At 67.3% G+C, this 25,797-nt stretch carries 23 protein-coding genes and 1 pseudogene; 21 read left to right on the plus strand and 3 right to left on the minus strand.

What is annotated here, in order from left to right:
* Positions 1-83 precede the first annotated feature (83 nt).
* Positions 84-527 (plus strand): PNPOx family protein, encoded by a 444-nt coding sequence (locus G9U51_RS13780; RefSeq protein WP_166197500.1) that lies wholly within the window; start codon positions 84-86, stop codon positions 525-527.
* 5 nt (positions 528-532) lie between these two features.
* On the plus strand, positions 533-862 hold the full coding sequence (locus tag G9U51_RS13785) for a DUF2568 domain-containing protein (RefSeq protein ID WP_166197501.1): 330 nt from the start codon (positions 533-535) through the stop codon (positions 860-862).
* 475 nt (positions 863-1,337) lie between these two features.
* Here the strand turns inward: G9U51_RS13785 and acs are convergent, their stop codons facing one another.
* On the minus strand, positions 1,338-3,302 hold the full coding sequence (gene acs, locus G9U51_RS13790; RefSeq protein ID WP_166197502.1) for an acetate--CoA ligase: 1,965 nt from the start codon (positions 3,300-3,302) through the stop codon (positions 1,338-1,340).
* Between the two features lie 125 nt (positions 3,303-3,427).
* On the opposite strand from acs, the gene G9U51_RS13795 reads away from it, so the two are divergent.
* From G9U51_RS13795 to G9U51_RS13885, 19 genes and pseudogenes are all read left to right on the plus strand, one after another.
* Complete coding sequence (locus G9U51_RS13795) at positions 3,428-4,291, plus strand: Fic family protein (protein ID WP_166197503.1); 864 nt, start codon at positions 3,428-3,430, stop codon at positions 4,289-4,291.
* A 524-nt stretch (positions 4,292-4,815) separates the two neighbouring features.
* Positions 4,816-5,499, plus strand: a complete 684-nt coding sequence (locus G9U51_RS13800; protein ID WP_166197504.1) for a hypothetical protein — start codon at positions 4,816-4,818, stop codon at positions 5,497-5,499.
* The gene (locus tag G9U51_RS13805; protein WP_328823478.1) at positions 5,496-6,086 is read left to right on the plus strand and encodes an ATPase, T2SS/T4P/T4SS family; all 591 of its coding nucleotides are present in this window, start codon (positions 5,496-5,498) and stop codon (positions 6,084-6,086) included. The genes G9U51_RS13800 and G9U51_RS13805 overlap by 4 nt, the downstream gene beginning before the upstream one ends.
* Positions 6,087-6,194: 108 nt before the next feature.
* Positions 6,195-6,923, plus strand: coding sequence for a hypothetical protein (locus G9U51_RS13810; protein WP_076690468.1), 729 nt, complete (start codon positions 6,195-6,197; stop codon positions 6,921-6,923).
* Positions 6,910-8,073: a helix-turn-helix domain-containing protein gene (locus tag G9U51_RS13815; RefSeq protein WP_076690469.1), complete on the plus strand. Its 1,164-nt coding sequence runs from the start codon at positions 6,910-6,912 to the stop codon at positions 8,071-8,073. Before G9U51_RS13810 ends, G9U51_RS13815 begins: the two co-directional genes overlap by 14 nt.
* Before the next feature lie 165 nt (positions 8,074-8,238).
* A complete protein-coding gene (locus G9U51_RS13820) occupies positions 8,239-9,216 on the plus strand; it encodes a hypothetical protein (protein ID WP_076690470.1) in 978 nt (325 codons plus the stop codon).
* Positions 9,217-9,322: 106 nt separating this feature from the next.
* Positions 9,323-10,093, plus strand: coding sequence for a Hachiman antiphage defense system protein HamA (locus G9U51_RS13825; RefSeq protein ID WP_076690471.1), 771 nt, complete (start codon positions 9,323-9,325; stop codon positions 10,091-10,093).
* Positions 10,077-13,577 (plus strand): DEAD/DEAH box helicase, encoded by a 3,501-nt coding sequence (locus G9U51_RS13830; protein WP_076690472.1) that lies wholly within the window; start codon positions 10,077-10,079, stop codon positions 13,575-13,577. The genes G9U51_RS13825 and G9U51_RS13830 overlap by 17 nt, the downstream gene beginning before the upstream one ends.
* A 73-nt stretch (positions 13,578-13,650) precedes the next feature.
* Positions 13,651-13,797, plus strand: coding sequence for a hypothetical protein (locus tag G9U51_RS13835; RefSeq protein WP_157127926.1), 147 nt, complete (start codon positions 13,651-13,653; stop codon positions 13,795-13,797).
* Between the two features lie 50 nt (positions 13,798-13,847).
* Positions 13,848-15,092, plus strand: a complete 1,245-nt coding sequence (locus tag G9U51_RS13840) for an AAA family ATPase (RefSeq protein ID WP_166197505.1) — start codon at positions 13,848-13,850, stop codon at positions 15,090-15,092.
* A 15-nt stretch (positions 15,093-15,107) separates the two neighbouring features.
* A pseudogene (locus tag G9U51_RS13845) lies at positions 15,108-15,656 on the plus strand (IS5 family transposase); the annotation flags it as partial.
* Positions 15,657-15,855: 199 nt separating this feature from the next.
* Positions 15,856-16,614 carry a GntR family transcriptional regulator gene (locus tag G9U51_RS13850; RefSeq protein ID WP_166197506.1) on the plus strand — a complete coding sequence of 253 codons (759 nt, stop codon included), beginning with the start codon at positions 15,856-15,858 and terminating at the stop codon, positions 16,612-16,614.
* Positions 16,615-16,803: 189 nt separating this feature from the next.
* Complete coding sequence (locus G9U51_RS13855; protein ID WP_166197507.1) at positions 16,804-18,105, plus strand: extracellular solute-binding protein; 1,302 nt, start codon at positions 16,804-16,806, stop codon at positions 18,103-18,105.
* Positions 18,106-18,116: 11 nt separating this feature from the next.
* A complete protein-coding gene (locus tag G9U51_RS13860) occupies positions 18,117-19,457 on the plus strand; it encodes an alkaline phosphatase family protein (protein WP_166197508.1) in 1,341 nt (446 codons plus the stop codon).
* Positions 19,447-20,508 (plus strand): ABC transporter ATP-binding protein, encoded by a 1,062-nt coding sequence (locus G9U51_RS13865; RefSeq protein ID WP_166197509.1) that lies wholly within the window; start codon positions 19,447-19,449, stop codon positions 20,506-20,508. Before G9U51_RS13860 ends, G9U51_RS13865 begins: the two co-directional genes overlap by 11 nt.
* The gene (locus G9U51_RS13870; protein ID WP_166197510.1) at positions 20,505-21,392 is read left to right on the plus strand and encodes a carbohydrate ABC transporter permease; all 888 of its coding nucleotides are present in this window, start codon (positions 20,505-20,507) and stop codon (positions 21,390-21,392) included. Before G9U51_RS13865 ends, G9U51_RS13870 begins: the two co-directional genes overlap by 4 nt.
* Positions 21,389-22,213: a carbohydrate ABC transporter permease gene (locus G9U51_RS13875; protein ID WP_166197511.1), complete on the plus strand. Its 825-nt coding sequence runs from the start codon at positions 21,389-21,391 to the stop codon at positions 22,211-22,213. Before G9U51_RS13870 ends, G9U51_RS13875 begins: the two co-directional genes overlap by 4 nt.
* Positions 22,214-22,262: 49 nt before the next feature.
* Complete coding sequence (locus tag G9U51_RS13880) at positions 22,263-23,675, plus strand: MBL fold metallo-hydrolase (protein WP_166197512.1); 1,413 nt, start codon at positions 22,263-22,265, stop codon at positions 23,673-23,675.
* Positions 23,672-24,157 (plus strand): phosphatase domain-containing protein, encoded by a 486-nt coding sequence (locus G9U51_RS13885; protein WP_207948315.1) that lies wholly within the window; start codon positions 23,672-23,674, stop codon positions 24,155-24,157. The genes G9U51_RS13880 and G9U51_RS13885 overlap by 4 nt, the downstream gene beginning before the upstream one ends.
* A 32-nt stretch (positions 24,158-24,189) precedes the next feature.
* Here G9U51_RS13885 and G9U51_RS13890 read toward each other — a convergent pair whose 3' ends face one another.
* Both G9U51_RS13890 and G9U51_RS13895 read right to left on the minus strand, forming a co-directional pair.
* Positions 24,190-25,518, minus strand: a complete 1,329-nt coding sequence (locus tag G9U51_RS13890; RefSeq protein ID WP_166197534.1) for a dihydrolipoamide acetyltransferase family protein — start codon at positions 25,516-25,518, stop codon at positions 24,190-24,192.
* A gap of 4 nt (positions 25,519-25,522) precedes the next feature.
* Positions 25,523-25,797, minus strand: a 275-nt coding sequence (locus G9U51_RS13895; RefSeq protein WP_166197513.1) for a transposase, incomplete at its 5' end; no start/stop codon positions are given.

Raw genomic sequence — 25,797 nt, forward strand, 5'->3', positions numbered from 1 at the left:
GAGCACTGCTCTTGATTTGCTGAGGTGTGCATGGTCAACTGAGTAAAGAGAGAGCACCGCTCTCACTTTTTGAAAGGCTTGGGATGAGCATCGCGATCGACCGGGTGACCCGGATCATGAACACATTGGTGAAGTCGTTGTCCCACATGGGGATCAGCGCGTTCGGAGCGCAGGAGCTGGTGGTGCGGGGCCGCGTCAGCGGCAAGGAGTTCAGCACGCCGGTCAACCCGGTGACGGTGGACGGCTGCACCTATCTCGTCGCACCCCGTGGTCAGACGCAGTGGGTCCGCAACGCTCGCCACCACGGTGAGGTGGCAATGCGTCTCGGACGCACGCGGACGCCATACGACATCACCGAGGTGTGCGGTGTGGACGCGGTGCCGGTGATGCGGCACTACCTGCGCAAGTGGGCCTGGGAGGTCGGGCGCTTCTTCCCCGAGGGAGTGACCGCGCGTTCGACCGACGCCGAGCTCGAAGCGATCATCCCGGCGCACCCGGTCTTCCGGATCACTCGGCAGGCGGCCTGACGCAGATGACTGCCAACGACGTCGGCGCCTTCTTCGTCGAGGTGCTCGCGATCGGTCTGCTCGGCACCTGGGCGTGGCAGCGCGGACCCAGCCTGCCGCTGCGATTGATATGGGTGGTGCTGGTCGTCGGCGCGGCGATCACGCTGTGGGGGTCGTTCGCCGCGCCGAAGGCGACCTTCGACCTGCCGGCGGCAGCCGTTGCCGTGAAGGTGCTGGTGCTTGGGGGGAGTGTGCTGGCCGGATTCCTCCTGTTGCCAACGAGATACGCGATCACGTGGGCAGTGTTGGTGGTCGCCAACACCGCCCTCCAGTATGCCGGCCCTTGGGCCAGGTGAGCAGGTGCTTGGAGTGCTGACGCTGGGCGCGGATGGGCATGGGTGTCAGGGGTTGCGGCGTGAAACGGGCCGGTGGTGCTGACGCTGGGCGCGGATCGGCTGAGGTGTCAGGGGTTGCGGCGTGAAACGGGCCGGTGGTGCTGACGCCGGGCTCGGATCGGCTGAGGCGTCAGGCGTTGCGGCCTGGTTTTGGCAGTGCCCGGCGTGTCGCGGCCGCTGGGTGACGATGACGCGCCGGGGAGAGGCGTTGTTTCGGCGCGTCGCGGCCGCTGGTTGACGCTGACGCGCCGGGGAGAGGCGTTGCTTCGGCGTGTCGCGGCCGCTGGTTGACGCCGACGCGCCGGGCAGGGGCGTTGCTTCGGCGTGTCGCGGCCGCTGGTTGACGCGGACGCGCCGGGCGGCGACCCGGCATACGGGCGGTGAAAACTTCGGCGGGCCGGGCGGCCGAAGCCACCCGACCCGCCGACGTCGAGCGCTACTTCTTGTCGTCGTCCATGCCCTGCTGGATCAGGTCCATCACCGAGGAGTCGGCGAGCGTGGTGACATCGCCGACCTCGCGGTGCTCGGCGACATCGCGCAGCAAGCGGCGCATGATCTTGCCCGAGCGCGTCTTCGGCAGCTCGGCGACGATCATCACCTGGCGCGGCTTGGCGATCGGGCTGATCTGCTTGGCCACGTGGTTGCGCAGCTCGGTGACCAAGTCTTCGCCGTCCTCCTGCTGGGCGTCGCCGCGCAGGATGACGAAGGCACACACGGCCTGACCGGTCGTCTCATCGGTGGCGCCAACGACCGCGGCCTCGGCAACCTTCGGGTGCGACACCAGCGACGACTCGATCTCGGTGGTCGACAACCGGTGACCGCTGACGTTCATCACGTCGTCGACGCGGCCGAGCACCCAGATGTTGCCGTCGTCATCGAGCTTGGCGCCGTCACCGGCGAAGTAGATGTCCGGCCAGCGCGACCAGTAGGTCTCCTTGTACCGCTCGTCATCGCCCCAGATGCCGCGCAGCATCGACGGCCACGGCTGGTCGATGATCAGGTAACCGCCCTGACCCTTCTGCACCGGCTGACCCGCGTCGTCGACGACCTTCACCGAGATGCCCGGTATGGCGGCCTGGGCCGACCCCGGCTTGAGCGTCGTCACGCCCGGCAGCGCCGAGATCATGATCGCGCCGGTCTCGGTCTGCCACCAGGTGTCGACCACCGGGGTCTTGCCGCCGCCGATGACCTCGCGATACCAGACCCAGGCCTCGGGGTTGATCGGCTCACCGACACTGCCGAGCAGGCGCAGGCTGGTGAGGTCGTATTTCTCCGGGATCTCCTTGCCCCACTTCATGTAGGTGCGGATCGCCGTCGGCGCGGTGTAGAGGATCGACACCTTGTACTTCTGCACGATGTCCCACCAGCGGCCCTGGTCCGGGGTGTCGGGCGTGCCTTCGTACATCACCTGGGTCGCACCATTGGCCATCGGCCCGTAGACGATGTAGGAGTGGCCGGTGACCCAGCCGACGTCGGCGGTGCACCAGTAGACATCGGACTCCGGGTGCAGGTCGTGCACGACGGAGTTGGTGTAGGCCGCCTGGGTGAGATAGCCGCCCGTCGTGTGCAGGATGCCCTTCGGCTTCCCGGTCGTGCCGGAGGTGTAGAGGATGAACAGCGGGTGCTCGGAGTCGACCGGCACGGCCTCGTGCTCGGCGTCGGCCTTGCTCAGCGCCTCGTCCCACCAGATGTCCCGCTGGTCATCCCACGCGACGTCCTGGCCGGTGCGCTTGACGACGAGAACATGCTCAACGGGTGAGTCGCCAGTGACGGCCTCGTCGACCGCGGCCTTGAGCGGCGCCGGCTTGCCGCGGCGGTTCTGGCCGTCGGCGGTGATGACGACGCGCGCGTCGGCGTCGGCCACGCGCGAGCGGATCGCGTCGGAGGAGAAGCCACCGAAGATCACCGAGTGCGGCGCGCCGATCCGGGCGCAGGCCAGCATCGCCACGATGGTTTCGGGCAGCATCGGCATATAGATCGCCACCCGGTCGCCCTTGTTCACCCCCAACGACGTGAGCACATTGGCGGCCTTCTTGACCTCGGTGAGCAGCTCGGCATACGTGATATCGCGGGTGTCGCCCGGCTCGCCGACGAAATGGATCGCGACCCGGTCGCCGTTGCCCGCCTCGACGTGCCGGTCCACGCAGTTGTATGCCGCGTTGAGCTCGCCACCGACGAACCATTGGGCGAAGGGCGCGTTGCTCCAGTCGAGGACGGTGTCGAAGTCCTTGCTCCAGGTGATGCGCTCGCGGGCCTGCTTGGCCCAGAAGGCGTCCCGGTCGGCGTCGGCCTCGGCGAACAACTCCTGCGTGCCATTGGCCTGCTCGGTGAAGGCGGGGTCTGGCGGGAAGTCCCGGTCCTCCGTGAGCAGGTTGGCGAGTGCCTCGTTGCTGGGCGTCATGGCGACCTCCATCGCGCGCGTCGAGATGTGTTCTGGCTCACTCCATCCTGTCAGGTGTGTGATGCGCAATCACCGGACGGGACAGGCGGTCGGTCTGGTCGGACGAGCGGTCTAGATTGACGGCGATGTCCCAGATCGTGAACGCCGTCGCCGCCCTGCGCCGCCTGCCCCAGGTGGAGGACGCCGTGGAGGAAGCCCGGCAGGCCTGCACGCAGTTGCGGTGGCATGCCGCGCTGCGCCGCCGCACCGCCGAGGCCGCCGCCGAGTCGAGGGTGCGCGGCGCGCGGGCGAGCGCCGCCCTCGAGGGTGCCACGCTGCCGCTCGACCTGGTGCGGCAGCGGTTCGGGCAGCCGGTGGACGCTGACGATCCGGTCGACCGCGCGGTCGCGGCCGCGATCCGGGTGACTGCGGAGACCGAAGCCGTGCAGGCGACCTTCCGGTCCGCTCCGGCCCAGGCACTCGCCCGCCTGCATGTCGCCGCCAGCGCCGCGGACGACGACCCCGCGACCGTCGGCCGCCCGCGTCTGGTCGGTGAGCGTTCGCCCGAACTCGCCGAACTCGGTGCGCCTCCCGACGCCGTCGAAGCCGGCCAGCGCCTGCAGCAGGTCATCGACCTGATCCACGCCGCCGCCGACCAGCCGGTCGCGCTGGTCGCCGCGGTCGTGCACGCCGAACTGGCCACGGTGCGCCCGTTCGTGCGCGGCAACCTGCTCGTCGCGCGCGCCGCGGAGCGTGCGCTGTTGTGGGGCGGCGGCCTCGACCCGACCGGCGTCGCCGTGCCCGAGGTCGGGCACGAACGAGCGGGTCCGGCATACCTCGGCTCGCTCGCGGGCTATCACCTCGGCGGAGGAGAGGGCGTGCGGCAGTGGATCCTGCACTGCGCCGGCGGGTATGCCGCCGGTGCCGCCGAGGGGACCGCCATCGCCGACGCGGTCCTGGCGGGGCGACTGTCGGGTCAGGGTCTTGTGGGCGGCGGCTCGAAGGAGTAGACCTGTAGCCACGGGTTTCGCACCCGGCACGAACCACCGCAACAACCAGCAGGCACCCACGCGAGGGCAGTTCACAGAGTGGACGGTTCGTCCGGACGCTTGTCGTTCGGCGACAACCATGAGGATGCACGCATGGTCACCAGCCAGGTGTTGCGGCGAGAGGGCACCTCGGTCCGCCGAGGTGCCCTCGTCTGTGTCCTCGTCTGTGTCCGGGCCCTCCGCCAGAGCCGGATTGGCATGCCAAAGTAAGAAGAAGGTATGGATTCGGCGATCCGTGTTTACACACGGGCAGCGGGCCCCCGAAACTTGTGACATCGCCGCTCCCCCTCGGGGGTAGAGCGCGGCGCCACGGCTCCCAACCCCCCCCTGGAGCCCGTAGCGCAGAAGGCCCCGCTGTCCCCCCAGCGGGGCCTTCGGCTTGTGCCCGGTTTGTCCACAGGCCCCCGATGACCGAAGGTCCGGTCCTCCACAGGCGGCGTCGGCACGCTGGCGACCTGGGTGCCCCACGGCGTGCGATGGAGGGCATGACCGATCCGATCCTGTTCGTCGTCGGTGCCGCCGAAGCGGCGCTCGTCACCGCCGCCGTCGTCGGCCGCGCCGCAGCCCGGGGTGATGCCGTCGTCGCCGTCGACCTCGCCGCGTGGCAGGGACCGCTGGATGTCTGGCTCGGCCTGGAGCACCTGCCGGGCGTGCGGTGGGACGCGTTCGTCGGGGCCGAGGGCGCGCTCGACGGCGACGCGCTGGTGTCCCGGCTCCCGGCCGCCGGCGGCGTGGCCGTGCTGTCGCATCCGCGCGGCCTGCCGGCGCCGATCGAGCCGCCGCTCGCGGGTGAGGTGCTGGCTGCGGTGCGTGGTCGCCCGGCCGTGGTCGTGGTGCGCGCGGGCGATCCGTCGTGGCTGACTCCGCTGCGCGCCCCCGACGATCCGGTCGCGATCGTCACCTCCGACCGGGTTCCCGAGCTCACTGCGGCGTATGCCGCCGGCGCGGCCGCCCCGGGTGCGGTGCTGCTCACCGTGCCGACGGCCGGTGACGCCGATCCGGAGTGGGAGGAGGAGCTCGCGGTCTTCGAGGAGGTCGTGGTGCGCCGCGCCGATTGGCGGTCGGTGCAGCGGGGGCGGATCCCCGGTGACGGCCGCCGCTCACGGCTCGGCCGCGCCGCGGACGGTCTGCTCGACCTGCTCGACGGTGCCGGAAGGCAGGCGGCGTGACCGGGCTGGCGGGGTCGATGTGGCAACACATCCGGGCGGGCGAGATGCCGACACCGGACCGGGTGCAGGGCGTGGTCGAGGGCCAGGCCGGTGTGCTCGGAGCAGGCGGTGTGGCTCGCCTGCGGCAGGAGTTCAGCGCGGCGGTGCTCGGCGCCGGCCCGTTGCAGCCGCTGATCGACTCGGGAGAGGTGACCGATGTGCTCGTCAATGGTGGCGCGGGCGTGTGGGTCGACCGAGGGGGAGGGCTCGAGCCGGCCGACGTGACGATGGGTGTCGATGAGGCGCGCCGGCTCGCGGTGCGCCTGGCGCAGGTGGCCGGGCGCCGCCTGGACGATGCGACACCATGCGTCGACGGGCTGCTGCCCGGGGGCGTGCGTCTGCACGCGGTGTTGCCGCCGCTGGTCGAGGGCGGTGCGCACATCTCCTTGCGCGTCCCGCAGGTCGAGCGGTTCAGCCTGGCCGAACTCGCCCGGGCCGGTGCCCTCGACGCAGCCACCGCAGACCTGCTGCGCCGCATCGTCGGCGCTCGGGTGGCCTTCGTCGTCAGCGGTGGCACCGGCAGCGGCAATACCACGTGGCATCTCTGACCCCAATAAACCCCGCGTCGCAAAACGCGACAGCTCCGCGTGATCGTTTGGCGTCGAAAACTAAAGCGATGTGCTATGTTTGGGGTATCCGAATGAAGGGAGCCCACCATGGCGATCGACGAGGGGCGCGCGTGGGCGCTGCGGACGCTGGGAGCCGACGGCGTGCTGGTGCGAGAGCAGATCTCTGCCATCATCCGCGACTGCCACGAGAAGATGGTGAACGCGCAGGCCGAGGCTGATATGAAGCACACCGGCGTGTATGGCCAGATCTGGCGGAAGTGTTTGGACGAGTTCGTGACGGTGCTCGGGCGCCTGCCCTCGGCCGAGATCGTTCCGCGCCGGGGATACAAGCTGGTCGCATTCAACGGTGTGATCCTGTTCCCGTGGCGGTTCGCGCGGGAGCGGTCCACGGACATCGGCTCGCGCCCGTTCGCCGTCTCGGACACTCGGGTCTCCCTGTTCGGTGAGCAGCGCGAATCGACCCAGCAGCGTCTGGACATCGAGTTCGAGCACCCCGAGTTGACCGAGGAAGAGCGGGAGCTGCTCGACGCCGAGAGCAAGGCGCTCGAGGAGGCGCTGTCAACCCACTCCCGCGTGGTTGTCGTGCCGTATGCGAGCAACCCGTTCGCGCTCTACAGCGTCGACTGGGGTGAGGCGACGCTGGGGAGCGATGGCTACCTCACCTTCGCGTCGATGGAATCTCTGCTCGAAGTAGGCGCGGGCTCCCTGGTGGATGTGGACCTGACGGACGAGTCGTTCTTCGACGGGCCGATCCCGCGCCCGGATCTGGGGGTGAAGGGCGACGAGGTGGACGGAGAGGCTGATGGACGACCGTGACACCCTCTTCTCTCTGCTCGGAGTAACCGACCGTCCCGATCTCGATGCCGTCGCGGATGCGTTCGATCCGGCCCGTCTGACTCAGGCGCGTTTCGCGGCTGGCTTGTCGAAGGCGAGGCTTGCCGAGCTAGTTGGGGTTACGCCTGCGGCGATTGGCCAGTACGAGTCGCGAGTGGTAACACCGCGTCGCGATGTATTGCCGGTGCTCGCGCGCGAGCTCGATGTTCCGGTGGACTACTTCGCCACGGGGCGACCGATCGGCCGGGTCGACGGCTCGGAGGCGCATTTCCGGAGCCTGCGCTCGACCACGGCCCGGGATCGGTCCAAGGCGATCGCTTTCATCGAGCAGGTGTGGGAGCTCACCTTCGCGCTGGAGAAGAAGGTCCGGTTCCCCAATGTCGACTTGCCGGTGGTGGATCGGCAGCAAGCAGATCCGGTTTCCGCAGCGCAGGCGCTTCGCGAACATTGGGGTCTGGGCGTGAAGCCGGTCAAGCACCTAGTCGCGCTGACGGAATCGCACGGGATCGTCGTGAGCCTGCTGACGTTGGCGAACGCCGATGTCGCCCGGGTGGGCGCGTTCTCGACGTCTCGCTTGGCTCGCCCGGTCATCGTGGTGACGCCCGAACGTGCAAAGTCGGTGTTCGTCTACCGGTTCACGGTTGCCCACGAGTTGGGTCATCTGCTGCTGCACGGAGAAGCAGTACCGGGCGATCAGCAGCAGGAGCGAGAAGCCGATCAGTTCGCTGCTGAGCTCCTGACTCCACGTTCCCAGATTGTGAACCTGCTGCCGCGGACGGTGAACCTCTCCCGGCTCGATGAGCTCTCGCGGCATTGGGGTGTGTCGGTGGACTCGCTGCTGCTACGGATGAAAGAGACCGGTACGGTCTCCGACGCTTCGATCCGTCGCGGTTACCAGAAGCTGAACCAGCTGCGCAGCTCCTCACTGGACGCCCCTGAGCCGGTGAACGCATATCCGGGAGAGGTGCCGTCGATGTTGGCCGAGGCTGCCCGGCTTGCCGATCAAATCGGCTTCGCGCAGATAGACCTCGCCCGCGAGCTGCGATGGCACCCGGCACGTGTGCGCGAAGTCCTGGGTATCGACGATCCCAGGCCGACATTGAAGCTTGTCACCGATCCTTCACCCGAATAGGGCTGGACTGGTGTCGCCGAGGTCGAGGAGTAGCGCGCCAGATGACGGCTCTCCGGAAAGGCAACGACGTCGCCCAACGGTGATGGGATTCGGCAGCCGTGAGACGGAGGACTGGGGATGAGCCGATCAAGCTCGAAGACCCGGCGAGATGCTCGGGCAGCGAGCGTGACTGCTCGTAGTGCCCAGAGTTCCGGCATCGTCAAGTGCTACGTCGAGCGGTTCGAGAATGCGGTCGGCGCGCCTGACCTCCGTCTTCGCGAGAAGTCGACCAAACGGCTCGTGCGAGTTCTGACTGATAACCAGATGCTCAGGTCATTCGCTCCGCTGTCGAACCTGTTGCACGACTGCTACGCGCATGGAGGCGGGCTCGTTGAGCCGCGGAGTCGCACAGAGTACATCGCTATCTCCGCGCCGATCGTGAAACAGGGCGCTCAAGAGATCGCTGTGGCGTTCGAGGGCTTCTCGGTGAAGGTTCACATCGTGAAGGCGGACGTCGCATCTCCTCCGACATCCGTGTGGGCCTACATCGAGGAGTACCCCTTCGATGACGAAGGCCTTGGTCTACGTCTTCGCCAGAAGGTCACGGGCCGGAAGATTGAGATGTACGGCAAGAACCAGGACCACTTGCTCACATTCCTCAGCAGTCCGCAGTTCACAGGTGCCGACAAGCACATGCCGAACATCTACCAGAAGGACGGCTTTGACGACTACGTGCTGGTTTCCGGAGGTGCGGCCACGGACTCCTACGACGTGTTGCTCTTCAACGACGGCGCCGAGCTCACTTATCTGCTTGGCCCGACACCCGACACCGCATATAGGGACGCGTTCCGTGAGCTCGCGGATGAGTCAGCGCCCGAGGCGCACGCACGTACCGCACAGACGCACTTCGACACGGGCCGCTACCGCGAGGCCGTGCTCGCCGCGCGACTTGCTGTGGAGACGGCGTGCGGCGGACGTGGGTCGGATGTGAAGCGCCGGCTTGCTGATGCTCCTGCTGACGTCGCGGCTGCGGGTGATGCGCTGTACGGGAAGCGCCATATCGCCGTCCATGAGGGCGACACGCGGGTCGAGCAACCCGACGCCACACAGGCGATCCTCGCGATGCGCAGCGTCCTCGCCTACCTAGAGTCAAACAGTTCCTAACCCGGCGGGTTCAGGATCTAGTTGTCCCCTTCGCGGAGCGCCGCTTTGCTTCGGAGGCAATGGGATGGTTTGAGTTCAGTAGCTGAGCTTCTGCCACGATTGAGGGATGGCACCGCTTTCTTCGTGGACGACTTCCACGCGCGAGCCGCTGAGGCGGCACGCGATGGTGCACATGGTTGCCCCGCCGGCGACCATCGGGTCGGGGGTCGACTGGGCTGCGTCACAGATCCCGAACCAGTACACGGGTCCGGACCGCGTCGCCGCGATCCTCGCCGATCTGGGGAAGCCTGCTGCGGCCGAATACCTGGAAGGGAAGCTCCCTACAAGCAAGCGCACCCGCTCAGGCGACCTCGGAGAGATTCTCGGAGCGCAGTACGCGGCGCTTGAGCTGGGGTTTCGAGTCGTAGAACGCCTGCGGTGGAAGGACCACCGCGAGATGTCGATGCGTGGCGATGACCTGGTTGGGGTGCGCGCGGCCACCAACGGATCGCTCGAATTGCTGAAGGGCGAAGCCAAGAGCCGTGCGACGCTCGGAACGGCGACGGTCATAGACGCGGACCTTGCGCTCAGACGCGATCGAGGACGCCCATCGCCTCACGCTCTCAGCTTCGTCGCTGACCGACTTCACGAACTCGGCGAGCATGCATTGGCGAACCTTGTCGACGACGCTCAACTGACTACAGGGATCAGCCAACGGCAGGTGGTGCAACTGCTCTTCACCTTCACGGGCAACGACCCACGCAACCTCCTTCGGACAAACACGACCGCATATCGAGGCGGCGTAAAGCGCCTCGCCGTCGGCCTGCAGGTCTCAGAGCATCAAGCGTTCATCGCGAACGTGTACTCGAAAGCGATCGCCAATGCCCGAGACAGTTGAGAACATTGAGGCCGCGATCGAGGAGGCGACCACCCCCGGCTTTCGCGAACAGCTTCTCGCGCGCGGCGAAGCCCGGTCGATGATATGGCGTGACGGCGTCCTGCCCGAGGGCTCGCCCGCGTTCGATCAGCTGCTCAGCTACGACCTTCTCTCCTACGGCTATTCGCTCCTGGGCCTGGGGCTACGTCTCGTGGAGGCGAATGGGTCGCGAAGCCTCGCCCAACGCGCCTTCGAGGGCGCAGCCACAGCCATCGAATCAGTCGTCGCCAGAGGACCTAACTCGCGCGAACGGGGCTTCCACCGTGTCGTCGCCGCAGCCGCCTACCACCTCGGCAGTTACTCCGCGCGGGCATACTCGCTGCTTCAGACAGCGCTCGATTCCGGTGAAGTCACGATTGGCGAGCGATCCCTCATCCACATCATCCGCAGAGAACTCGACACCCTGGACGCGCTCATCCTGAGCCACCGCGAGGAGGACGTGGCAGCAGACGCCAACCTGGTTGAGACGTTGCGCGGGCTCTTCGAGCCCACGAGCGATGAGGACCAGGACGCTGACAGCGGCGACACCGATGTTATCGACGTCGTCGACCTCGCACTGACGGACGCGTTCGTCGGTGCGATCAGCATGGCGCTGCTTGCGTTCGAGCGGGGCGAGCAAGCGCTGCTGGATGAGGCCCTCAGTACACTGCAGGTCGGTCTAGGAGCCGCCAGCGAACTGAACATGGTTCCGCAGTGGTGGTGCCATCGACTTGCGATTCACCTACTCCGCGGCCTCTGGGAGGCCAGTTTCCATCGCCTGCTCCCGGACAGTCCCATCGACGGTGATGGCGGCGACTGGGCACGGCTGCGTGCGACGTTCATCGCATCCCTCTTCCGGAGGCGACGCTCGGAGATCGACCTATGGCCGTCGCAGCTCGCCGCCGCAGAGCGGGTACTGAACACCAGCGAGAACCTGGTGTTGTCTCTCCCGACGAGCGCCGGCAAGACCCGGATTGCCGAACTTTGCATCCTCGCGTGCCTAGCCGAGGGCCGGCGGGTTGTGTTCGTAACCCCATTGCGGGCGCTGTCAGCCCAGACCGAAACGGCCCTGCAACGCACCTTCACCCCTCTGGGGAAGACCGTCACATCCCTCTACGGCGCGATCGGGGCCAGCAGCGCCGACGAGGATTTGCTGCGAGAGAGGGACATCGTCGTCGCCACTCCCGAGAAGCTCGACTTCGCCCTGCGCAACGACCCAACACTCCTCGACGACGTAGGGCTTGTCGTCCTCGACGAGGGGCACATGATCGGGGCGGATGAACGTGAGGTCCGATACGAAGTTCAGGTACAACGACTGCTGCGCCGTGAGGATGCGGCCACCAGACGTATAATCTGCCTCTCGGCGATCCTGCCAGACGGAGACGAAGTCGAGGACTTCGTCAACTGGCTCACCGATGACCAACCCGACGGTCTCATCGCGAGCTCGTGGCGGCCGACGAAACTTCGCTATGGCGAAGTGATTTGGCAAGGCGATCGAGCCCGCCTGAGCATCATCGTGGGAGACGAGGAGCCCTTCGTGCCCCGGTTCCTCGAACCCTTCGTTCCACCGATCGGTCGCAGGACGACGCCCTTCCCCAAGGATCCGCAGGAGCTGACGCTGGCTACCGCCTGGCGGCTCGTCGACGAGGGGCAGACCGTCCTGATCTTCTGCCCACTCAAGTCATCGGTGAACGCCTTTGCCAAAGTCATCGTCGACCTTCATGCCCGCGGAGCACTCGGGAGTGTCTTCGAAGGAGATCCGGGCGACCTCGCCTCCGCCATCACGATCGGAGAGGAATGGTTCGGCCGAGATCACCCGATCCTCGCCTGTCTGAGACTCGGTGTAGCGATTCATCACGGATCGCTGCCCGCACCCTACCGACGAGAGGTTGAAAGGCTGCTACAGCGAGGAGCGCTGAAGGTTACGGTCTCTTCACCGACCCTCACCCAGGGACTCAACCTCTCGGCCAGTGCGCTCGTAATGCACAGCCTCTGGCGCAACCGGGAACTGATCAAGGCGTCTGAGTTTCGCAACATCGTCGGCAGAGCCGGCCGAGCGTTCGTGGACTCCGTCGGCCTCGTCGTCCACCCAATCTTCAAGGATGTGTCCCGAGGGAGGCGGAATTGGAGGCAGCTGGTCGAGGACACGGCTCTGCGCGACATGGAAAGCGGCCTACTGCAACTGGTGGTGAACCTGTTCGCCCGGATGCAGGCTAAGCACGGTCTCCGGAACCTGGACGCGCTGCTGGAATACGTCGCCGGTACAGCGGCGTGGGATTACCCAGAAGTTGTAGCCGAGAGCGAGGAGGAAGCTGAGCGTTCCCGAACTGCGTGGCGCTCGCAGCTCGCTAGCCTCGACAACGCCCTCCTCAGTCTGCTCAACGATTCCGCGGTTGCGGAGGACGGAGTCGAGGGGGCTCTCGATGACGTGCTCGCCTCGTCCCTTTGGGCTAGGAGCTTGGTTCGACGGCAGGAGCCCGTTCAGACAGCGCTTCGAGCCGGTCTGACCGCGCGTGCGCGCTTCCTCTGGAGCCAGTCAACTGCGGCCCAGCGCCGAGGGTACTTCCTTGCGGGGGTCGGTCTCGAGACCGGACGCCAACTCGATGAGCACGCCAGCATCTTGGAGCAGTATCTGCGCGACGCAGACGAGGACATCCGAATCGGCGACCCCGATGCCGCAATCGATGCCCTAACGAGCTTCGCCAGGATCGCATTCGGCATTCACCCCTTCGCGCCCCGCGCTCTTCCTCCACATTGGGAAGGCGTCCTCGCTGGTTGGCTTCGCGGCGAGGACCCCTCGCAGATAGCGGGGGAGGAGGTCACGGACACGCTGGAGTTCATTGAGGACTCGCTGGCGTACAGGCTGCCATGGGCGCTGGAAGCGGTCCGGGTCCGAGCGACCGCCCACGAAGAGCCTCTCGGCGATCTTTGGGCGCTCCTCACCGACCAGCACGGACTCGCAGTTGCGGCGCTAGAAACAGGGACGCTGAACCGTTCGGCCGCGCTGCTCATGCAGGCCGGATTCTCTTCCCGAGCCGGTGCTCTCGCCGCGGTCACTGCCGGAGATGGCGCCTTCACGACCGTGTCGGAGCTTCACCAGTGGATGAACTCGGAGGAGGTCCGGCGACGCGCAGGCGACTCGCACTGGCCGACTGTGTCATCTTACGATCTCTGGGTCGGTTTCATCGGCCGTAGCACTGCTGCGCCGGAGAGGACCTGGATCAACACGATCGAGGATGCCGCAGTGGCCTGGCTCCCCGATCATCAGCCGAGTAGTGGGACGCCGTATCGGGCTGTGTCCCTTGCGAACGGGGAGACCATTCTCCAGGCCGCTGACGGTCGACGGGCCGGTCTGCTTGAGGAACCGCTCAATCCGAATCGGCGCGGCTTGCTCACAGTCGCCGGGGCCAGCCCTGCCAATGTCGTCGAACTTCGCTATCGAGGCCCATCCGACCTTCATGCATAGCGGTGTCGCGTGAGTCCCAGATCAGGCGAGCATTACTGCGAGAAAATGTAAGGGGGATTGCAGCGAATACCACATGGACTATCTGACGCCGCTACGCGGCCGTTTTGGGACAACCCTCAAGGACATCCTCGCTGGAACGCCGGCCGTCAGCGGTCCTGGCGTGTCGAGTTCCTGGGAGGTGGAGGCGCAGGCCATGATTGTTGGTGACATGACTCCATGACGATCTAGGCGATCCGCCCAGCCGAGCACCGCCAGAGAGCGAGGCCGGCAATGGCAGAAGCACCCGTTGATCTACCATCGGGTGACTCCCGGTGGTACCGCACCGACTTCCAGGTCGCCAGCCCAATGGGTGGGTTCAAGCTCCCCGGAGCGGACCTCCTCACACCCGAGGGGAGGGCAACGGCGGCAGCGAGCTACGTCGCTCTCATCAAGGAAGCGGGCATCGAGGTCTTTGCAGTCACGGATCACAACTCGACGGCGATGTTGGAGGAAGTGCGGACAGCAGCTCGTACCGCAGGCCTGGTCATGTTCCCGGGTATGGAGCTGAGCACCGGCACGGGCTCGGATGGAGTTCACCTTCTTCTACTCGGAGACCCTGATGCCGACATCCAGCAACTCACCAATGAGTGGATGAAAGCGGCCGACTTCTCGAAGGATCACCCAGCCTTCAACGACCAAGGGCAGCATCTGCCGAGTCATAGGTCGATGATTGACATTCTTGACAGCTTGCCTGAGGACACTCTCGCGATCGCGCCTCACATCCTCACGGAGAACGGTGTTGCAAGCGGTGACTCGATCAAAGAAAGTTCGATCAAGTGGCGTTGCCTTCACCACGATCGACTGGAGGCAGTTGACGTTGGTGCACCGAACGGCAAGAGCGAAAGCGGATTCAACTCGAAGTTCCGTGCCCGTGAGCTCGACAACTTCCCGGCGGTCCATCGGATGGCGTACGTCTCCACCTCAGACGCATACTCGCCCGAGCAACTTGAGCGTCACACGTGGGTCCGTATGCATAAGCCAGACCTGGCCTCCCTGCGCCAGGCACTCCTCGATCACGAGGCACGGATATTCTGCGATTGGGACACACGCCTGGCGGGTGACCCCGACGGCGTCAAACATGCGTATGTAAGGTCCATCCGGCTGGAAGGACTGTCAACTTCCAGCAGTACGCTCGAGGTTGAGTTCGATCCACGCATCACGGTCGTCATCGGCAGTCGCGGTTCGGGTAAGAGCACGATTATCCAAGGGCTTCGAGCGCTCTATGGCGGAGACACGAACCTTCCTGAATCAGTCCATCAGGAGTCGGCACGCTATCAAGAAGAGGTGTTCCGCGATGCCACCATCACCAGCTCCTTCGTTGAGTCCTTGAGCAGTGCCGAGGACACAGCAACGTGGCAGCTCGCATCCGGGACTCAAACGGCGCTCGACCATTCGCTCATCAATGTGCGAGTAGTCAGCCAGAAGGAACTGTTCGAGCGAACTAGGGCGTGTCTCCTAACTTTGGGTGGCGGTTGAGGGCAGGCTGGTTGGGTGCCGCGTACTCGTACTCTTTCGGATGCTGCTTGGGCTCGGATCGAGCCGTTGATGCCGGCGGCCTCGGCGAAGGGTGGTCGGCCGTTCCAGGAGCATCGGCGGGTGCTGGAGGGGATCGTGTGGCGGTTCCGGACGGGGTCGCCGTGGCGGGATCTGCCGGCGGAGTTCGGACCGTGGCAGACAGTATGGAAGCGACACCGCCGCTTCAGCGGCGACGGCACCTGGGATCGGATCTACGCGGAGATCCTCGCCGACGCGGACGCAGCTGGCGAGATCGACTGGGCAGTCAGCGTCGACTCGACCATCAACCGTGCGCATCAGCACGCCACGAACCTCCCCGCGACACGGGGGGCTCTATCGAGTTACAAGAATCTGCGCGAGGAACCGTCTGACCATGCGATCGGCCGGTCCCGCGGCGGATTGAGTACGAAGATCCATCACCTCGTCGACGGCCGCGGGCTGCCGCTGGTCGTGCTCGTCGGGCCCGGGCAAGCGGGCGATGCGCCGATGTTCCCGGTGCTCATGGGACACCTCAAGGTCACGCGTCGAGCCTACGGAAGGCCACGGACACCGGATCGACCGGCCCCGGACGCCGGCGCCGGTCGCGATCCCGATCCCCCACGCTTGACAAAGCGAGCGGACACCGTGGAAGCTTCGACCGGCGCGCGCGCGAGACGCGCCTGCCGAAGCGGGGCTCCCCCATTGCGCGCTCCGGAACCGATCGATCCGCAGACGGAGGAGCACGATGCCCGATTCCCGCGAGCCGGCGTACCGCTACCGGCAGGTCGCCGAGGCGCTGAGGGATCGGATACAGGGCGGAGAGTGGGTTCCGGGCGAGCGCATCCCCACCGAGGCGGCGCTCGCCGCGGAGTTCGACGTCAATCGGCTCACCGTCCGTCAGGCGATCACGCAGCTGCGCATCATCGGGCTCGTCGACACCCGGCAGGGCAGCGGCACGTACGTCGCCAACCCCGTGCCGCTGCTCGAGGTGTCGATGGCGTCGGACGACGATGTCGACCACGGGAGCCTGCGCGCGACCGCTCACCCCGCCGTCGGCCACGTGCACGAGCGGCTGCTGTCGGTCACCCCGGACGCCGATGCGCAGGCCGCCGCGCTGCTGTCGGTGCCTGCCTCGCGGCTCTTCCGGATCGCGACGCTGCTCGAGTCCGACGAGACTCTCTACGCCGTGTGCGACTACTGGATCGACGGCGACCGGTTCCCGGGGATCGCCGACGGCTGGGACGACGGCGAGACGATGGGGATGCGGCTGCAGTCGGAGTTCGACGTCACCGCGTACTACTCGTGGCGGCGATTCCGGGCCGATGCCGCCGATCCGGCCATCGCCTCCCAGCTGGGAGTGACCGTCGGTGCGCCGCTGCTCATCCGCGACGGCGTCTCGCACGACGAGCACGGCTCACCCGTGTACTACGTCGTGCGGCGCATGCGCGGGGATCGGGTGGCGTACACGGTCAACTACCTCGACCGCCCGACGCGCGACCGGTAGCCGCGCACGACCCACACGGGAGGACGGGCCGGCGGGACGTTCAGAGGACGTTCAGCCCAACGCCGCGCTCGATTCATCTAGACAACTTACGGTCTATCTCGCAAGCCCACCTGCGCCCGGAGCCGGCTCACGCGATCTCGCGACCTGCGCCGCGCGGGCACCTCACGAGATGAACCTGGAGTCGCAGCCATGCCGAGGAAGCCTGTCCTTCTCACCGGTGCACTTGCACTGGTCCTGACCCTGACGGCCTGCGGTGCCGGCCCCGCCGATGAGACCGGCGACGACGGCGCGGAGCTCGTCACCGAGGTGACGGAGGAGACGACCGTCACCATGTGGCACACCCTCACCGGGCACCACCAAGAGGCGCTCGAGGCGCAGATCGCGCAGTTCAACGCCGAGCACGAGAACATGCGGATCGAGGCGCAGGCGCAGCCGCTCACCGACTTCGACTCGAAGGTGCAGCAGGCCGTCCGCAACGGCACGGGCCCGAACATGATCAGCGGCTACCCGAACATCGCGTCGTCGTACATCGACGACGGCTTCCTCGTGGACTTCACGCCCTACGTCGAGGACGAGGAGATCGGGATCCCCGACTTCGAAGACAAGATCATGCCCGGCGTGTACGCGGAGGCGTCGCAGTGGGACGACCGCCTCTACCTCTTCCCGCAGGCGCGCACCGGCGAGGTCCTCTTCTACAACAAGACCATGTACGACCAGCTCGGGCTGGACGTACCGCAGACCTGGACCGAGCTCGCCGAGAACAGCCGCGCCATCACCGAGGAGACCGGCAAGCCGGCGTTCGGATTCGACTCCGTCGTCGACGGGGTGCTGCTGCAGGTGATGCAGCGCGGCGGCTCGCTCGTCGATCCGGAGTCGATGACCTCGACGATCAACTCCGACACGACCACCGCGGTCTTCGAGGACCTGCAGTCGCTGTACGAGGACGGCGTGTACCGGCTCGTGGGCGAGGACCAGTACTTCTCCAACCCGTTCGGCGCCGAGGCGGTGTACTCGTACATCGGATCGAGCGCGGGATTCGAGTTCGTCGCCGACGCCGTCGGAGACAAGTTCGAGGTGGGCGTGGCGCCGGTGCCGCAGGAGGGCGGCACCCCCTACGTGAACTCGTGGGGCGGCTTCGGCATGGTGTTCGACACGACGCCCGAGGAGAACCTCGTGGCCTACACCTACTACAAGTGGCTCACCATGACCCCGGAGGTCGCCGCCCAGTCGTCGATCGACTACGGATCGGTTCCCGCCTCGCTCGAGGCGCAGCAGACCCCCGAGTTCGTGCAGTTCATGGAGGAGAACCCAGTGATGGGGGCGCTCGCAGAGAGCCTCGAGAACGTGGGTTACATCCCCGCGGTCACCGGCAGCGAGACGGCGCGCAGCTCGCTCGATCGCGCGGCGCAGCAGATCCTGCTGGGCGAGAGCGACATCGCGACCGCGCTCGAGGCCGCAGAGACCGAGACGAACCGGGCGATGGCCGAATGAGCGCGTCCGTCATGACCCAGACCACCCCCGAGGCGGGGCGGCGACCGAAGGCGCTGATCCTCTGCGTCGACGCCCTGTCGGCCGACGACTACGAGCTGCTCACCCGGCTCCCGAACTTCGGCCGGCTGATCGCCGAGGGCACGGTGATGCGCGAGACGCTGCCCGTGTTCCCGAGCCTCACCTACCCCAACCACACCTCGATCATCACCGGCTGCAACCCGGGCCGGCACGGCATCCACAACAACGAGGACGTCAAGGCGGGTGAGGTCGACCGTGCCTGGTTCAACCAGTACTCGCTGATCCAGGTCGAGACGCTGCTCGACATCGCCGCCAAGGCGGGACTCACCACCGGGGCGATCAGCTGGCCCATCACCGGCGGCGCACCGCTCGACGCCGTGCTGCCGATGATCGTGCCGTATCACTACACGGGCTGGGAGCCGGAGCCGTACGTGCGCGGACACGCGACGGACGCGCACCTCGACGAGTACTTCTGGCGCTACGGCTACCACCTGATGGGCGAGAACCGCTCGCTCGATGCGTTCACGATGGCCGTCACACCCGATCTGATCCGCGACTTCGGGCAGCCGGACGTGCTGCTCGTGAAGCTGTGCGACCTCGACAGCGCTCGGCACCGTCACGGCCGGAACTCCCCGCAGGCGGAGGAGGAGCTGCGTCGGCACGACCAGCAGCTCGGTGTGCTCCTCGGCGCGCTGAGCCGCTGGGGCGACCTCGACCAGACGGTGATCGCGATCGCCGGCGACCACGGGATCCAGGACGTCTCCGGCGTGCTGTACCTCAACGCCCTGCTGCGCGACGCGGGGTTCCTTGAGCTCGACGGCGACGGCGCGATCGTCGACTGGAAGGCGTACGCCCACTCGGCCGGGCAGTCCGCCTGGATCCAGCTGCGCGACCCCGACGACAGCGAGACGCGCGACGCCGTTGAGACGTGGCTCCGCGAGCTGGTCGAGGCGGGCTCGTACGGGCTGGCGCACCTGTTCACCAAGGAGCAGGCGGCGCAGGAGCACGGGCTCGTCGGCCCGTTCGACTACGTCGTCTGCGGTGAGGACGGACTCGCGTTCGAGACCTCGTGGCGCGCCGAGAGCGCGTATGTCGACGCGGCCGACGAGGGCTACTCGGGGCTGCGGGGCAACCACGGCGGCCTCCCGGTCACGGTGCCGACGCTCTCGCTGCTGCATGGCCCGGGCGTGCGGAAGGGGGCCCAGATCGCCCAGGCGAGCCTGATCGACCTCGCACCGACGCTCGCTCGGCTGCTCGGCCTGGAGTTCGAGGAGGCGCCGGACGGGCGCGTGCTCGACGAAGCGATCGTCGTGGAGCTCGTCGATGCGGATTGAGATCCGCGAGCTGGGGCGCACCTTCGGGAGCGCCCCAGCGGTCGAGGGGGTCTCCGCGACCATCGAGGACGGCGAGTTCATCTGCATCCTCGGACCATCGGGATGCGGAAAGACCACCATGCTCAACATGCTCGGCGGCATCATCGCGCCGACGGCCGGCACGATCCTCTTCGACGGCGTCGACGTCACGAAGGTCCCGGCGGAGAAGCGAGGCGTCGGGTTCGTCTTCCAGAACTACGCCCTCTATCCCCACCTCACCGTGGCCAAGAACATCGAGTTCCCCCTCGCGATCGAGCGGGTGCCGAGGGCCGAACGACGACGGCGTGTGCGCGAGGCCGCCGACCTGGTGCAGGTGGGCCCCTACCTGGATCGGCGCCCCGCCGAGCTGTCCGGCGGCCAGCAGCAGCGGGTCGCCATCGCCAGGGCGCTCGTGAAGAACCCGAGCCTGCTGCTGCTCGACGAGCCGCTGAGCAATCTCGACGCCCGGCTGCGCCTCGAGATGCGCGTCGAGCTGCAGCGCATCCAGCGCGAGGCCAAGGTGACGACCGTGTTCGTCACCCACGATCAGGACGAGGCGATGAGCATCTCGGATCGCACCATGCTGATGAACCGAGGGCGGCTGGTGCACTTCGCCGATCCGCAGGAGCTGTATGACGACCCGGCGGAGCTGTTCGCCGCGACGTTCCTCGGGAACCCTCCCATCAACCAGCTGCGGGGGCGCATCGACGACGGCGATCTGACGCTCGCCGACGGCACGATCGTGCAGGGCATCGCCCCCGCCGGCCTCACGGTGGATGCGGCGATCGTCGGCGTCCGATCCGAGACGGTCACGCTCGCGTCGACCGCCCCGCGGGCACGCGCGCGGGTCGAGGACCTCCAGTACGTCGGCCGCGATGTGTACGCGGACGTGCGCCTCGGCGACGCGCGCCTCAGCGCGCTCGTCTCGCGGCGCGAGGTCGACCGGTCGCTCGTGGGCACCGAGGTTCCGATCGGCTTCGACGCCGACGGAGTGCACGTCTTCGACGCCGAGTCGGGTCGGCGCATCCGATGACCGCGAACCGTCGGTCATGGCCCCGCGCAACGGCGTACCTGCTGCCGTTCCTCGTCGGGACCGCGATCTTCACGGTGTACCCCATCGTCTACCTGCTGATCGTGGCGTTCCAGGAGGACTACAACATCCTGACCCGGGAGTTCTCGCAGTTCGGGCTCTCGAACTTCGAGGCGGTCCTGCGGGATCCGGACTTCGGGAACGCGGCGCGGAACACCGCCCTGTACACGGTGATCGTCGTGCCCGTCACGATCTCGCTCGGTCTGGCGATCGCGTCGCTGCTGGCGAGGATCCGCTTCCTCCGGCCCTTCTACCAGACAGCCCTCTTCCTTCCGCTGGTCACGTCGTCCGTCGCCATCGGCATGGTGTGGAAGTACATCTACAACGCCGACTACGGGCTGCTGAACTTCCTGCTGTCGACGATCGGACTCGATCCGGTGAACTGGCTCAACGATCCCCGCTGGAACATGCCGGCGCTGGTGATCTTCGGCGTCTGGAGCGCCCTGCCATTCACCATCCTCATCTTCGTCGCCGCGCTGCAGTCCATCGGCGAGCAGTACTACACGGCGGCCCGGATCGACGGCGCGACCGTCGTGCAGAGGTTCTTCCGGATCACGGTGCCCCTGATGGGATCGACGATCGGCCTCGTCGCCGTGCTGAACCTCATCGACAGCTCGAAGGTGTTCAGCGAGCTGTTCCCACTCTTCAACGGCAGCCCGGGTGCGGGGTTCTCGCTCTACACCGTCGTCTACTACATCTACGAGCAGCTCTCGGCCGAATGGGATCTGGGCCGTGCGGCCGCGGCATCCCTCCTGCTCTTCGCCGCGGTGCTCGTGCTCACGCTCCTGCAGGCGGTCCTGCAGCGCACACGAAGGAGGCGCTCATGAGGGAGTCGGCACTCAACCGCATCGTGTCGCACGCGGCGCTCATCGCCGCGTCCGCGATCATGCTGTTCCCGTTCATCTGGATGCTGCTGTCTGCCTTCAAGTCGCCGACCGAGATCGCCACCGTGCCGCCGCAGCTGCTGCCGGCGGAGCTCCGCTTCGGCAACTTCGCATTCGCCCTCGAGACCGGGCGCTTCGACCAGTACTTCCTGAACACGTTCATCGTCGCGGCGTCCGTCGTGCTGCTGTCGCTGCTCACGTCGGTCCTCGCGGCGTACGCCCTCGCGTTCTTCGACTTCGCGGGCAAGACCGCCCTCCTGGCGCTCGCCGTCGCCTTCATGATGGTGCCGTTCGAGGTGCTCGTGGTCGTCAACTACGACACCGTCGTGCAGTGGGGGCTCGTCGACACCCTCGTGGCGCAGATCCTGCCGTTCACCACCAGCATCCTGTCGACGCTGATCCTGACCAACGCGTTCCGCAAGGTGCCGGCCACCCTGCGCGTCGCGTCTCGGATCGACGGCGCGTCGAGCTGGGCGTTCCTCTGGCGGGTGGTGGTGCCCATGAACCGGCCCTCCCTCGTGACCGTCTCGGTGCTCTCAGCGATCGCGAGCTGGAACGCATTCCTGTGGCCGCTGCTCGTGACCAACACGACCGAGAAGCGCACCCTGACCATCGGCCTGTACAACTTCATCACCGAGGGCGGTGTGCGCTACGAGCGGCTGATGGCGGCGAGTGCCGTGGTGATCGTCCCGATGGTGATCGTGTTCCTGCTGCTGCGCCGGCAGATCATCAACGGCGTCTCGACCCAGGGCATGAAGCAGTGACCGCGCCGGAACTCCCCGGCATCCGCATCTCGAGAGAAGGAGCAGCCTCATGACGAGCACCCGAATCACCCTCCACGGCGGCATCGGCACGGTCGGCGGCGTCGTCGCCGAGATCGTCCACGGGACCGATCGCGTGATCTGCGAGATCGGCACCGGCTACACCCCCGACCTCGACGTCTACGACGGCGTCGTCGAACGTCGCCACGCGGCGTGGATGAAGGACGCCCGTCTCACCGGCGCCGCGCCGGCCGTGCCCGACCTGTACCCGCCGCGCGAGGGCCGCCACAACACGGCCGTGCTGGTGTCGCACCTGCACCTCGACCACATGTCGGCGATGGGATTCGTGGACAACACGGTTCCGGTGTACATCTCGGAGCCGGCGCTGCGCATCGAGCGCGCGCTGCAGGACATCGGGCAGGGCGTGCACCCGCACCACACGGCTTATCGGGTGTTCGAGCCGGAGGAGCGGATCCGAGTGGGCGCGATCGAAGTGCTGCCCATCCGCACGAGCACGGGGGCATACCAGGACTTCAGCTTCGTGATCAGCGCCCCCGACTGCACGATCCACTACACGGGCGACCTCTCCCTCCACAGCAGCGAGCCGGAGCTGACGTGGGACGAGATGAAGCGGGTCTCGGCGATGGACGTCGACCTCCAGCTGATCGACGTGACGTCGCTCATGGACGACACGCTCAGGATGGTCTACGGCACGACGGAGGTCGAGATCGCCTCGTCGCCCGAGCTGCCGGACGGCATGCTCTCGTCGGAGCAAGCGTTCGACGCGTACCGCCAGGTGCTGCCGGCCCATCGGGGCGCGGCGGTCGTGAACTTCTACGAACGGGAGGCGGATCAGATCGAGCAGTTCGACGCTCTCGCGCGCTCCTGCGGGCGACGACTCGTGCTCGAGCCGGAGACCGGCTATCTGATGTGGCGCTTCACCGGCCGGGCGCCGGTCGTCGCCGTGCCCGATTTCGCGCGGTACCTCGACGAGAACCGCCCGGCGTGGATGCGGGAGCTGCTCGACGCGGCCGAGGTGGTTGACTGGGCCGACATCGTGGCGAATCCGACGGCGTACCTCGCGCAGGTGAGCTACCGGAACTCCGCTCAGCTCTTCGACCTCATCGACGCGGACGGCCTCTACGTCCACGCTGACGGCGTGCCGATCGGCGCCTTCGATCCGGCCTTCGCGAATCTGCGCCGCATCGTCGACCTCGCCGGCTTCCGGTACTTCGCAACCTTCCAGCAGAACTTCTTCGGCCACGGCTACCCGAACCAGGTCCGCTACTACGCGGAGCAGATCGGCGCCGACGTGATCTGGCCGGTGCACAGCAAGAACCCGGAGCGCTTCTCGGTGTCGGGCGAGTCGGTCGTCATGGTGCCGGAGCTCGGCGTTCCATATCGCGTTACCCGCGAGGCCGGCAGGACCCGTCTGGTCGCGGACGAGACGAAGGGTCAGTCGTGAGCTCCACCACCCCCGAGTTCGCCGCCGAGCCCCTCGACCGGATCGTCGTCGAACGCTACGAGCCCGATCCGCGGCTGCCCGAGGCGGTCATCGTCGACTTCGACGGCACGCTGGCGCACATGGATCGGCGCGGACCGTATGAGTTCCATCGGGTGGGCGAGGATCGCGTCGACCCGGCCGTGAAGCGGCTCGTGAGCCTCCTGGCCCCCAGCGTGAAGATCGTCGTCCTCACGGGGCGAGACGACAGCTGCGAGGCGGAGTCGCGCGCGTGGCTGGCGGACAACGAGGTGCCGTTCGACGAGCTGCACATGCGCGCGGCCGGCGACCGCCGCAGCGACGCGCGAGTGAAGTTCGAGATCTTCGACACCCGTCTGCGCAGCCGGTTCCACGTGATCGCCGCGATCGACGATCGCAACTCGGTGGTCGAGATGTGGCGCAGGCTCGGGATCAAGTGTCTGCAGGCTCAGGACGGCGATTTCTGACCGCTCCTGACCGGCGCCGGTCGCGATCCGGCTCAGTCGAGCAGCAGCGCGGGCTCCTCGAGCACGGCCGCGATGTCGGCGAGGAAGCGGCTGATCTTGTCGCCGTCGACGATGCGGTGGTCGAACGATCCCGACACCGTCGTCACCCACGCCGGGCGCACCTCGCCGTCGACCACCCAGGGCTTCTGCCGGATCGCGCCCATCGCGACGATGCCCGCCTCGCCCGGGTTGATGATCGGTGTGCCGGCGTCCATCCCGAACACGCCGATGTTCGTGATCGTGATGGTGCCGCCCTGCTGGTCCTCGGGGCGGGTCTTGCCCTCGCGCGCGGTCTGCGTGAGGTTCTGCAGCGCGACGGCGAGCTCGCGCGTCGACATCGCGTGCGCGTCCTTGATGTTGGGGACGAGCAGCCCGCGCGGGGTCGCGGCCGCGATGCCCAGGTTCACGTAGCCGCGCACCTGGATCTCGGCGCCGTCCTCGGTCTCGATCCACGCCGAGTTGATCTCGGGCGTGCGCTGCACGGCCCACAGCAGCGCCTTGGCGAACACGAGCAGCGGCGAGATGCGCACGTCGGCGAACTGCGGCTGCTGCTTGAGCCGCTGCACGAACTCCATGGTGCGGCTGGCGTTGACGTCGGTCCACACCGAGACGTGCGGGGCCGTGTACGCGGATCCGACGATCGCGTTGGCGGTCGCCTTGCGCACGCCCTTGACGGGGATCGCCTCGTAGCGGTCGTCGGCGGGGCGCGGGGGCGTCGCCCGCGGCGGGGCGGGGATGCGTCGCTCGCGCTCCTCGGGCCACTGCGGCGTCTCGAGGTTGCGGAACACCTTGGCCTGCTCGGCGTGCCGCAGCACGTCGTCGCGCGTCACCTCGCCGGCGGCTCCCGTTGCGGTCGCGTCCGACAGCTCGATGCCGAGGTCGCGCGCGAGCTTGCGGATCGGCGGCTTGGCGACCACGCCCACGGCGGCCGCGACGGTCTTCTCGCGCGGGGCCTTGCGCCGGCGGGTCTGCACCTCGCCGCCCGTGCCGTAGCCGACGAGCACCGAGCCGCCGGCGTCCGACGCCCCGGTGGAAGACTCGGCGGCCGGCGCCTGCGGCGCCTCGGGCGCGGGCACGTCCGACTCGCCCGACACGGCCAGGATCGGCGTGCCGACGGCGACGGTCTCGCCCTCCGCCACGAGCAGCTCCGACACCGTTCCGGCGAACGGCGAGGGCAGCTCCACGAGCGACTTGGCCGTCTCGATCTCGGCGACCACGTCGTTCACCGCCACGGCGTCGCCCGGCTTCACGTGCCACTGCACGATCTCGGCCTCGGTCAGTCCCTCGCCGACGTCGGGCAGGTTGTAGGTCTGCATCGGGATCCTCCTAGGGCGTGTCTCTTAAAGCCTTGAGCCAGATGGTGATGGCGCGTAGGACGACGCCGCCGCGATAGGTCAGGGCGAGTTTGTCGTAGCGGGTGGCCAAGGCGCGCCATTGCTTGAAGATGTTGAATCCGCGCTCGACGACGTTGCGACGCTTGTAGGCCTCGGTGTCGTAGGTGACCGGGCGACCACCCTTGGCGCCGCGGCGCTTGCGGTTGGCGATCTGATCATCGCGTTCGGGGATGACGGCCTGGATGCCGCGCCGGCGCAACAGCTTGC

The organism is Metallococcus carri (assembly GCF_011440275.1).
Taxonomy (GTDB): Bacteria; Actinomycetota; Actinomycetes; order Actinomycetales; family Dermatophilaceae; genus Metallococcus; species Metallococcus carri.